Origin of the sequence: uncultured Fretibacterium sp. (assembly GCF_938040765.1) — a bacterium.
Lineage (GTDB): Bacteria > Synergistota > Synergistia > Synergistales > Aminobacteriaceae > CAJPSE01.
Genome location: NZ_CALIAA010000316.1, coordinates 1 through 11,126, shown reverse-complemented (window position 1 = coordinate 11,126; position 11,126 = coordinate 1). Strand labels below are relative to the sequence as shown.

Sequence of the window (11,126 nt, the reverse complement as noted above, 5' to 3'; positions counted from 1 at the left end):
GGCGCGCGAAGCCTGCACAGTCTGTCGTCTCATTATAGCGCCGGTCCGGGGACTTTTTGCGACCTGCCGCACTTCCTTTTTTCTTGTCCGTTGCGAAACCTGCGTATTTCTACGACTTTCCCCCGTATATCCTTACGTTGTCCGTTGGAATGCCATACCCTATACTTTTTGCTTGGAATCGAAAGGCCGGAGGGCACACACCATTTGGAGGCGAAAAATCACATGAGATCGGATAAGAGAGGAGAGGGGCGGGGCGTTGCTTTCCCGGCGGCCTTTTTCTGCATGGCCTGCGTGGCCGCGGCCCTGTTCCAGGCTTTCCCCGCACGGGGAGAGGAGGCGGTCCGAACCCTGACCCTCGAGGAGTGCCTGGCCCTGTCGGAGGCGAACCATCCCGACCTTGCCGGGGCGGATGCGAAGCGCGAGGCGGAGCGCCGTCGGCTCTCCCTGACGGCCGTGGAGGACCGCGTGCAGGCTTCGGCCAATGCGTCGGCGGCCCGTTCCGGCAGAGAGGGGGCGCCCTCGGGCAGCAGCTACACGGCCGGGGTGACGGCGAGCGTCAGGGTCTTCGACGCGAACCGGACGAAGTACGCCGTCGAGGCTCAGCGCGGCACGCTGGCGGCGACGGAGGCGGAGGGAAGAAAGACGCGGCTGCAGGTACGCTACGGGGTCAAGAAGGCCTACATGGACCTGCTCCTGGCCGGGGAGGTCCGCGGTCAGAGGAAGGAGTCGGTGGATTCGTTCCGGCTCCATCTGGAGCGCGCGAAGGGTTATTACGAGACGGGGCTCAAGCCGAAGAGCGACGTGACGAAGGCCGAGGTGGACCTGGGGAACGCCCAGCTCGCGCTGGTGGAGGCGGAGTCGAACGTCCGGGTCGCGCAGGCCGCGCTGCTGAACGCGATGGGCGTGGACCTGGCCGGCCCGTTCGAGGTCCGGGCGGAGGACCGTGCCCTGCCGGAGTCGGCGGAGGGCGGAGCCGAGGCCCTGGCCCTGGAGCACCGTCAGGACTATGAGGCCGCGAACCGGCGGACGCTCGCCGGGAAGGCCGAGGTGCGCTCCGCGGCGCGGGCCTCCTCCCCCAGCCTGTCGCTGAGGGGCGGGTACAGCGCCGGCGGCGAGGAGATCTCCTCGCTCAGCTCGGAGTGGAACGTCGGCCTTTCCCTCAACGTCCCCGTCGTCGACGGAGGGGCGGCGTCCGCGCGGACGGATATCGCCCGGGCGCAGGTCCGGAGCCTGGAGGCGGCCCGCGAGGCCCTGCGGCAGAACATCCTCCTGGAGGTCCGAAAGGCCGTCCTGAACATCCGTAACGCTCGGGAGCGCATCCGTATCGCGGGGCTGACGGTCGCCCAGGCGGAGGAGAACTACTCCCTGGCCGAGGGGCGCTACCGGACGGGCGTCGGGGATTCGCTGGCGCTCTCGGACGCGCTTCTGGCCCTGACCGACGCGCGGCTCTCCGTCTATCGGGCCCGCTACGATCTCCAGGTGGCCCAGTTCGCGCTGGAGAGCGCGACGGGGGTCGAGCTGACGGAGCCGGAGGGCGCCGAATGAACGCCGTTTTCATTCTTACATTCTCAATGGATACGTTCTTTGCAGGGACGTTCTCGACAGGTGCGGATACTCGGAGGAGTCGTTCATGAAGGTTTTTAAGATGCTGTTGTTCGGGGCCGTCGCGGCGGGGATCGCCTGGGGCGTCTGGTACGGGTACTTCAGGGATGGGGGGACGGAGTACGTCTACCGGACCCAGCCCGTGACGCGCGGGAGCATCTCCGCGACGGTCAGCGCCACCGGAAGCGTCAACCCCGTGGAGATGGTGGACGTCGGCACGCAGGTCTCCGGGACGATCAAGGAGATCTATGTGGACTACAACAGCCGGGTCACCAAGGGCCAGCTGGTCGCCATGCTGGACACCGACATGCTGCAGTCGAGGGTCGACGAGGTGAAGGCCTCTTTGGCCCTTGCTCAGGCCCGCGTGACGAGCGCCAAGGCGTCCGCTGCGGATGCGGACCGGACCTTCAGGCGCAACAAGGAGCTCTGGTCGCGGAACCTGATCGCGCGGAGCGAGCTGGACGCCGCGGAGACCAAGCTCTCCCTGGCCCGCGCCTCGTTGGCCGAGCACAACGCCCAGGTCGTGCAGGCCAAGGCCTCGTTGAAGCAGGCCGAGACGAGCCTGGGCTACGCACGCATCGTCTCGCCCGTCGACGGGGTGGTCATCGCACGAAAGGTGGATGTGGGGCAGACCGTGGCGGCCAGCCTTCAGACGCCTACGCTTTTCTCCATCGCCCGCGACCTGACCCGGATGCAGATCGAGGCCAGCGTCGACGAGGCGGACATTGGACGCATCGCGGAGGGGCAGAAAGCGATCTGCCGGTTCGATGCGTGGCCGGACACGACGTTCGAGGGGACGGTGACGCAGGTGCGCCTGAAGTCCACGGTCGTCTCCAACGTCGTCACCTACACGGTGATCATTCGGGTGGACAACTCGGAGCTGAAGCTGAAGCCCAGTATGACGGCCAACGTGACCATCGTCACGGAGGAGAAGAAGGATGTGCTGAAGGTCCCGGCCGCGGCGCTCCGCTTCACGCCGCCGGGCGATGTCCTCGCCGCACTCTCCGCGCCCTCCGGGACGGAGAAGGAGGAGAAGGGGGCGGGGTCGATCATGGGGTTGCCCCCGATGCGGCGAAGAAATGGGAACCGTTCGGACGACGAGGACGAGCCCGTAGTCTGGGTCGTGGAGGGCGGAAAGATTGTGGGCAGCGTCCCCGTCGGGGAACAGGGGATCAGCGACCGAACGTGGGTGGAGGTCTCGGACTCGCAGCTCAAGGAGGGACAGGAGCTGGCCGTCTCCTTCAGCACCGCCGGGGCGGCCGTCGTGGCCGGGGGCGAGGCCGTCGTGGTGAGGTCGGGCCGATGAGCGTCCCGGATTCCGCTTCGGAGAGGCCCGCGCGCCCTCTGATCGAGGTCGAGGACCTCGTCAAGGTCTACCGGACCGGGGACGTGGAGCTGCGTGCGCTGGACGGCGTCTCCTTCTCGGTGGCGCACGGGGAGTTCGTGGCGGTGATGGGGCCCTCGGGATCGGGAAAGTCCACGACGATGAACATGCTGGGCTGCCTGGACTCCCCGACCGAGGGCCGTTACCTCCTCGACGGGCGGGACGTGGCCTGTCTCTCGGGCGACGAGCTGGCGAAGGTCCGCAACGAGAAGCTGGGCTTCGTGTTCCAGGGGTTCAACCTGCTGCCGCGCCTGTCGGCCGTGGACAACGTCGCCCTCCCCCTCGTCTATTCGGGGGTCCCCTCGCGGGAACGGAGCGAGCGTGCCCGAGAAGCCCTGGAGCGAGTGGGGCTGGGGGCCCGTCTGAAGCACAGGCCCAATCAGATGAGCGGCGGCCAGCAGCAGCGCGTCGCCATCGCGCGGGCCCTCGTCGGCAGGGCGCCCCTGATCCTGGCCGACGAGCCGACGGGGAACCTGGACACGCGGACGAGCGAGGAGATCATGAGCCTTCTCGTCGAGGTCAACCGGGAGGGCAAGACGGTGGTCCTGGTGACGCACGAACCGGATATCGCCGCCTACGCGCGGCGCGTCCTGCACTTTAAGGACGGCCGCCTGGTCTCCGACGAGACGCCCTCCGGAAGGGGGAATTGAGGATGTTCGAGACGCTGCGCACCGCCCTGTCCTCGCTCTTGGCGAACAAGACGCGCTCGCTTCTGACGATGCTGGGCGTGGTCATCGGGGTCGGGGCGGTCATCGCGATGGTCGCCGTGGGGAATGGCGCCTCCGTCCAGATGCAGGACCTCGTCTCCGGCCTGGGGAGCAACCTGCTCATCCTGAGCCCGGGAGCGCCCCGTTCGGGCGGCGTGCGTCAGAGCGGGGGCGCGCGCCTGACCCTCTCCGACGTGAGGGCCGTGACGGAGGAGTGCTGGTCGGTGCTCCGGGCGGCCCCCTTGGTGAACCTCTCGGCCCAGCTGATCTACGAGAACCAGAACTGGCCGACCCGCGTGACGGGCACGACGCCGTCGTTCTTCGATGTCGACAACCGCAGCATCTACCTGGGGCGGCTTTTGGACGACGAGGACGAGCGGAGTGCGGCCAAGGTCTGCGTCATCGGCCAGACGGTCGCCACCCAGCTCTTCGGCACGACGAACCCCGTGGGCAGGATCGTCCGGATCAACAAGATCCCCTTCGAGGTCGTGGGCGTGCTGGCCCCGAAGGGCGGCGGGTCGATGGGGCAGGACCAGGACGATACGGTGGTGGTGCCGATCACCACGGCGCAGCGGCGCCTGGTGCGCAGCTCGTTGGCCGAATCCGTGCACATGGCCCTCATCCAGGTCCGGGACGTCAGCATGCTGGAGGGGGGGATGGCGGAGATCCGGGCCCTGATGCGCCAGCGACATCGAATCGGCAAGGGGAAGGACGACGACTTCGAGATCTGGAACATGACCCAGATGGTGGAGTCCCTGCAGCAATCGGCCTGGGTGATGTCCGCACTGCTCGGGGCCGTGGCCTCCATCTCCCTGCTGGTGGGGGGGATCGGCATCATGAACATCATGCTGGTCTCCGTCACGGAACGGACCCGCGAGATCGGGATCCGCATGGCGATAGGGGCCCGAGCCGGGGACATCCGACTGCAGTTCCTGCTGGAGGCGCTGGTGCTGTCCCTGCTGGGCGGCGTCCTGGGGATCCTCCTGGGGATGGCTGCGTCGTGGGGCGTGACGGAGTTTTTGACGTGGCCCACCTCCGTGTCGCCCGGGGCCATCGCGCTGGCGGCGGGGTTCTCCGGCGTCGTCGGGGTCTTCTTCGGCCTCTATCCGGCCTGGAAGGCGTCGCGGCTCAGGCCCATCGACGCCCTGCGGTTCGAGTGACTGGCGTATGACTCGACGACCACCGATTTTCAGTCGGTGGTCGTCGAGTTGTTTGACCTCAGGCTTTTTCGGAGGTGCTGCATGCGGACATCGGCTATCGATCGTCCCGACGTGCCCAGTAGCCCTCGCGGTCTATCGACCAGTAAACAGGCTTTTCGTCCGTATGGTTGGTGTCGCACGAGCCGGGAGCCCACGCCAGTTTTCCCTCTTTCCACGGGCTGCCTCGATCCCAGCCGCCGAGGAGTTCCTTCGCCCCCTGCATTCCTTCGTCTCCACCGCCTTCCGGAGCGTGTCCCAGAACGATGTCGCTCCCTATTTCGGGGTGCTCCCTGTCCGGACGAACGGGCTTTCCGAAGACGTTGTCGTCGCTGGACGACATATCGATACGGCGTATTTTCCCGAGACCGTATCGGGTGTCGCCTCCGATGAAAAGGGTCTCGATATCCTGCAACTGCCTGTGACGGTCGCTGTCTTGCCAGAAAACATACCCCAAAAGCAGTACGGGGGCCGCCGTTTCTCCCTGGCTGTTGGAATCACGCCACCAGGGACTGATGCATTCCGTGTGCCGCAGCGAGCCCTCGAGTGCGGAGTCCGATTCGGGAACGATTGCCGTGCCGGGTCGGGAGTCCAACAGGCGGCGCCGGAAATCGCGGTCCGACCAGCTTTTCCCGCAGTCCTGGAGGCACCACCGGAGGCCTTTCTCCTTCTCGAATTTCGGCAGCCAAGCCAGAAATCTGCCGTCCTGTTTCTCGGCGGGAAAGAGGTAGGTGAAGCGGCAGCTTCGCTTGACCTCGTCTCCCACACCTTTGTAATCCGGAAAGCTTTCGCCGCTTTTCAATCGGGCTATTTCGGCGGTCACGGCTCCCCAAAGCGCACGTGCCGGGACGTAGGGCCTGCAGCGATTCAGCGCCCCTGCCGGGGACATGCCGACGAAAAGCGGCGCTTCCAGCCGCCAGACCCATCGAGATAACGACCAGCTCATGTTCGTGACTCGCTCTTTTCTGGCCCCCGCGCGTGATAGCGGGCGTAGACGAGCGCCTGGCGGAGCAGATCGCGGGCCAGCAGCAACTTGTCGAGGTCTTCGCTCATAGACTGGAGCGACTCGAAGACGTCGCCATTGCCCTTGTCAAGCAAAGGGGCCCGCCGCGGCGTTTCTCTCAGGAGCTTGTGAGCCTCCTGCACGATAGTTGGGGCTGTTTTGCCACCCCGCGTCTTCAGGAAAAGAAATAGGGCATAAACCCCCTGCTCCTCCAGGACGGCGAGAGCACTCGTGACGAGCTTCTCGAGCTCCTTCGACGGTTTCTCCGCGATAGCTTGCCCCGTCCTGGCGCAGGCGAGGTCCAGGTTCTCGAAAGCCGGAGCGCCCATCACCGATCCCCCTCCTCCGTCCCGCCCGCATCGGAAAGTTTCTTCTTCTCCACCAGCACGCGCAGCCGTCCCATGCCCCGGCTTCCCATGCCGCCGATGCCGAGATGCTCCAGATAGGGCCAGGCTTCTGCGATAACCTCTTTGACACCCTCCGGCGAGTCGACCGCCTTCACGTCGTTTTGACCGACATTTTCACCGACCCTGAAGTGCTTGGGATTTCGGCAGGTCAGCTCCCAAAAGAGCACCGTGCCCCGGGGCAGGGCCTCGTAGGTGAACAGCGCCCCTTCCTCCGCTGCCCCTGTGGCCGGATCGATGGCGACCGAGGTCCGAACTTCGAGGTTGCTGTTCACGATATACGCGAACAGCTTGTCGGAGACGATCCCCAGGTTGTTGGTGATGTAGTCGGGCACATTCAATTTCTTAATCTTTTGAATTATCCCGTCCGGCTGAATTGTCTCGTCCTTCTGTGGCCAATTCGTTTCGACCGGCAGAAAGAGCCAGCCGAGGTTCAAGAAGGTCTGATTTTTTGCCTCGTCCTTCCTGCGGTAAACGGCCTGTTGATCGGGTAGTACCGGGAGTTCCGCAGTCCTGGATTGCCGCAATGCCGTTGGACACGTGATCCACTGCGGCCCCAGCTGCGATGCCACGGGAAAGAGCAGCACGTGCATGTCGCTGAATGCCGCCAGCCCCGCGAACCCGCCGCTCGAGCCCGCGCCCTTGGCGAAGCCGAACACGGTGCACACGGGACAATCGGCCTTCCCGCAGTGCCCGCCTTCGCCGTCGGGCTGACCGAGCCCCGCGCAGCCGGGGTATTTCTCCTTCTTCATGGCCGTGTAGGCCCGCATGACACCTGCGATGCTCGAACCGGGGATCTTCGGAATCCGCGTCACCGGATCGCGCACGATGGTGTTGTCCACCCGGCCCAGTCGGGCTCCGCCCGTACCGACATGGATGGGGTCGAGCGCCATGCCGGCAAACGAAAACGGCTTGAAGCTCTCGTTGCAGTTTTCATTGGGGCTCTCATTAGGGCTTTCACTGGGGCTTCCATTGGGACTTTTATTGAGACTTTCATTTCCTGCAGTCATCGTTTACCTCCGGACACTTGTTTTTTCAATACGCTTATGTGCCACTCCAGGCTCCAGTCCAGTAGGCCGTCTCCGGCGGCCTCCACCAACTCCTCGAGGCAGGCGCCGCGAACGCCCAGACGTTCGTGGAACACCGCGCGCGCAAGATAGAGCCAGGCTGCCTCTCCTCCGTCGAGCCATGTCCCATCCGGCCTCTGCCAGGCTTCGCGCCGCTCGACGACCTCCGACCATGCTCCGCGGAGCGCGGTCTGGCTCGGTGCGTACCGGTCCACCAGCTGCCAGAGCTCGCGCATCCTCAGCCATTCCATGAGCGGCCTGCAGAGCGGCGATTGGAATCGCTTTGTCGCATCGTCCATGAAGAGGACGGCGATACGTGACGGGTAGACGGAGATGCCGTCCCCGCTTTGCAGGTCGCTCGCGTGCCTGAAGACCTGTCCGTTCGGATGCCGGAAGTCCCGAGGGAAGCGGGGATGCTTGTCCTCTACGGCGAGGTACGGATAGAACACGTCGTCCCGTCCGTCGGAAAGTGTGATAGGGACGGTCTGAAGAAGCTCTTGCGGGTGATCGAGGGACTCGAGCCTGAGGGCGGCGACGCCCTCCCGCGTTTCGCACCCCGCCACCCGCCAGGTTTCGGGCTCGTTCGTCCCCTCCAGGTCGCTCTCGATGTTCCGCGCCGCTTCGATCACCGCCTGAAACGGCATCATTCTGGAAAAGGCCACCACCCCGACCCGAAGCGGCAGGCGGTCCCAGACGCGGGCAAATTGGGCGCGCCACGCTTCAGCCGCCCGATCCACACAGGCCGATGCGGCTTCGAGCGGCAGAAGGACCCGAAAGCGCATGGGGGAAAGCTCGAGCGGGATCACCGGATGGTAAACGCCCAAGGCGCCGGAAACATTCTCAACCGATTGCACCTTCAACGTACCGGCATTCTTGTTGTCGTCGTCTTTCAGTACGATCTCTTTGTTCTGGATCGCGCTCTTGTCCTGCTCTGGAGCCAGGAATCGGGACATGTTGAAGAGGGTGACGAAGCCTTTCCGTTCTTCGTCGAACAGCAGATCGATGGGGTTGCCGTCGCACCTGCCATTGTAGGGGACTCTGTTTTTCCATGTCGATGACGGTTGGTCGGGTTTCAAGAGCAATCGCCGCACGCGCCATCGGTTCCGGTCTGCGGCCGCCAGCTCGTGGAACTCGCCGAGGAGCTTCTTGAAGAATTCCTCGGTCTGCCGCCAGAAACGATGGATGCGGCCGGGGGAGGCGAGTTTGCAGAACAGCTGATGCGCAAGCCATGCGGCACGGTCGTTGTCGTCCAGCGTGTCCCATTTGGGGGCTTGGGAGCGGTCCTCGACGATTTTGGAGAAAAAAGACGGCCAATTCTTCTCGTGCCGATACCCCTCCTGGAGGTTGCACAGCACGAGGTCATTTTTGTCAAAAGATGCGAGCTTCCCTTTGATATATTGAAAGAGGCTGTCGAAACAGGTGGAGGGAGCAATCGGATTTAGGTTAGGCGTAGAGCTTGTTTTGTCTTTCAGCTCAGGATTGAACTTCCGCCATTCCGGAATGGCTTGGGTTCTGAGCGCATCCAGACGGGTTCCGTCCAGCCACGGCTCGATGTCCAGGCTCATCGTTACGAGGGCGACACGGTCGTTGGCGTCGGCCACCTCGCTGAGCCAGATGGAGTTCGAGCCGAACTCCCCCTTCAGCCACGCGTCCAGGCGATGGGTCCGCCGCGTCTGGCAGGGAGTGCAAGGCCTTTGCCTGTTTGTTGTTCCTGAAGGGCTTCTGCGCACCAGACATACCGGGCAGGCGGGGCCACCCGAGGAATCTTGAGAATCTTGTCCGGGGATCTGCCACTTGCGATGCAGCGGCACGGCCGTCGCCTTTCGAGCCTTTTGAATTTCCGCCGTCATCCCCACGAGAGAGCGGGAGGGAGCGTTGATGTAGCAGTAGGGCGGCATCTCGAGGTTGATTTCGCGGGCGTATCCGTCAATCTCCTCTTTCAACCAGCTTTGCCAATCTGCGATATGCAAATCGCCACCTGTATGATCGAGCCGCTCTCCCGGAAACGAGAAGACGCAGACGCCGCCGTCCCTGTACAGCAGGGAGCCCACCGCCAGTTTGACCTCGAGGAGCTTGCGGACTTTGGTGAAAAACTTGTCCAGTGCCAGGCGCGTCCCGGTCCAGTCGCCGATCTTCACCGCCCGGGCCTCGTAGTGGTCCACGCCGATCCCGACCGTCAGGAGCCGCCAACGGGTCCCTTGCTTGAGTCCTTTGCCGGACCAGGGGAATTTACTGCCCTCCAGAACCGCCCCGGCCACGGCGCTCTTGAACAGCGCGGCCGCGACATAGGACTGATCAAAGAGCGTGACGTCGTTGTTCGGAAGTCGGGTCTCGGCCAGGGTACTGGTAAACGCTCTGCGCAGCCAGCCATCGGGTCCCACCACCCCCTCCCGCCAATTCCACCAGTCGTCAAGGTCGTCTGCCGCATCGGGCACCGTCAGATTGCCCAGTGCCTCGTACTCTATCAGCAGCGTTTTGCTTTGTTCCAGCAGCTGTTTCCAATCCGCCTCGGTGAGCCTCTCGGGCGGATTGGCCAGCGCCTTGAGATCTTCCAGCAGCTTTTTGATTTGACTGATCAGGTGTTTCCAGCCTGCCTCGGGCAGGTTGGCCAGTACCTCGAGATTTATCAGCAGCGTTTTGATTTGCTCTAGCAGGCGCTTCCAGCCCGCCTCGGTGAGTGCCTCGGGCGGGTCGGCCAGCAGATTGCGGACCGGGGTCCCGAAGGCCGAGGACATCCACATGTGGGTGACATCCTGTCCCAGATACTTGGAGGTATCTGCAGGAAGATTTTTTTCGATGCCCGACGCCATGGCGTGCCCGGCCTGGAGCAGACTGACAAGGCCCGATTTTGATGAGCGTTCTGCGTGCTCGGTGATAAACGCCGTCAGCGTTTCGGGCCACGCCTCCTCGTCCAGCTTGAATTTGTCCTCCACCCATTGCAGCGGGTTGTCCCAGTTTTCCTGATCGCCCCAAGCCTTGTAGTCATAGCCGTTTTCCTGTCCGCCGTGCATCTGCAGAAAATCGATCCTGGCCTTGCCGGCCATGTGAAGCCACCCGATCGCCTCACACGCCAGAAGCAGAGGGCGGTGCTTCCGCAAACGGTCCCACGCTTCGACATTCGTCATGGATTGCCTCCCTGCCGGGTATTCCCTGTTTTTGCCATCGCCTCGATAAAATCCTCGAGGCTGCGTTTCTTTATCTTCAGCGATAGTGTATCCCCTGCATTCGCCTTCAGACGCTGACCGTATTCTTCCCCATGTTTCTCGTACCATCCCTTAAAATCCTCGAACTCGCTGCTCTTGCAAGGCTTCTTCTCTTCTGGAAGTTTCTTGAACTGTGTCTTGCTGATAAACTTTAACTTCTCTTTTTCATCAAACAAAATCTTTATCGGCAAACCGTTATCATCCATTAGCTTTTTGAAAGCCTCAGAGGGCGCTTCATAGGGCACTGTTGCATCAGGAATAAAGTGATCTAGGGGGTTTCCCTCCAAAAACAGCAGCTTCGATTTTTTAAGGTCGATCCTCGCCTTACCCCATCCGGCGGTGCGTTTTGCGGAGATGCCGTAGTTCTCGAGAAGTGCCCTTATGCTGTCGATGAGGTCTTGGATGAAGGCGTCCGGCGTCGTCTGGTCGCGTTCGATCTCTCCCGGCAGGGGGGCGTAGAGCAACCGCAGCATCCCCGTCGTTCCGGCCGGGACGACCTCGTAGTAAATGGGCTGAGTCCCGGCCCGGCGGGCGCGGTCGTGGGGATTGATCACCTCGAA

8 protein-coding genes and 1 pseudogene are annotated in these 11,126 nt (G+C 63.4%); 4 read left to right on the top strand and 5 right to left on the bottom strand.

Annotation, left to right across the window (positions count from 1 at the left end; genetic code table 11):
* Positions 1-222: 222 nt before the first annotated feature.
* The 4 genes from Q0176_RS11005 to Q0176_RS10990 all read left to right on the top strand — a co-directional run bounded on the left by Q0176_RS11005 (position 223) and on the right by Q0176_RS10990 (position 4,853).
* Complete coding sequence (locus Q0176_RS11005) at positions 223-1,545, top strand: TolC family protein (RefSeq protein WP_299302922.1); 1,323 nt, start codon at positions 223-225, stop codon at positions 1,543-1,545.
* 85 nt (positions 1,546-1,630) lie between these two features.
* A complete protein-coding gene (locus Q0176_RS11000; protein WP_299302919.1) occupies positions 1,631-2,908 on the top strand; it encodes an efflux RND transporter periplasmic adaptor subunit in 1,278 nt (425 codons plus the stop codon).
* Entirely contained in the window at positions 2,905-3,636 is a 732-nt protein-coding gene (locus tag Q0176_RS10995) for an ABC transporter ATP-binding protein (protein WP_299302916.1), read from the top strand. Before Q0176_RS11000 ends, Q0176_RS10995 begins: the two co-directional genes overlap by 4 nt.
* 2 nt (positions 3,637-3,638) lie before the next feature.
* The gene (locus Q0176_RS10990) at positions 3,639-4,853 is read left to right on the top strand and encodes an ABC transporter permease (RefSeq protein ID WP_299302913.1); all 1,215 of its coding nucleotides are present in this window, start codon (positions 3,639-3,641) and stop codon (positions 4,851-4,853) included.
* A 94-nt stretch (positions 4,854-4,947) separates the two neighbouring features.
* Here the strand turns inward: Q0176_RS10990 and Q0176_RS10985 are convergent, their stop codons facing one another.
* The 5 genes and pseudogenes from Q0176_RS10985 to Q0176_RS10965 form a co-directional block, all read right to left on the bottom strand.
* Positions 4,948-5,835 (bottom strand): hypothetical protein, encoded by an 888-nt coding sequence (locus Q0176_RS10985; RefSeq protein WP_299302910.1) that lies wholly within the window; start codon positions 5,833-5,835, stop codon positions 4,948-4,950.
* Entirely contained in the window at positions 5,832-6,224 is a 393-nt protein-coding gene (locus tag Q0176_RS10980; RefSeq protein WP_299302907.1) for a hypothetical protein, read from the bottom strand. Before Q0176_RS10980 ends, Q0176_RS10985 begins: the two co-directional genes overlap by 4 nt.
* Entirely contained in the window at positions 6,221-7,306 is a 1,086-nt protein-coding gene (gene cmr4 / locus Q0176_RS10975; RefSeq protein ID WP_299302904.1) for a type III-B CRISPR module RAMP protein Cmr4, read from the bottom strand. The genes Q0176_RS10980 and cmr4 overlap by 4 nt, the downstream gene beginning before the upstream one ends.
* Positions 7,303-10,488, bottom strand: a complete 3,186-nt coding sequence (locus Q0176_RS10970) for a CRISPR-associated protein Csx11 (RefSeq protein ID WP_299302901.1) — start codon at positions 10,486-10,488, stop codon at positions 7,303-7,305. The genes cmr4 and Q0176_RS10970 overlap by 4 nt, the downstream gene beginning before the upstream one ends.
* A pseudogene (locus tag Q0176_RS10965) lies at positions 10,485-11,126 on the bottom strand (hypothetical protein); the annotation flags it as partial. The pseudogene Q0176_RS10965 and the gene Q0176_RS10970, both read right to left, overlap by 4 nt.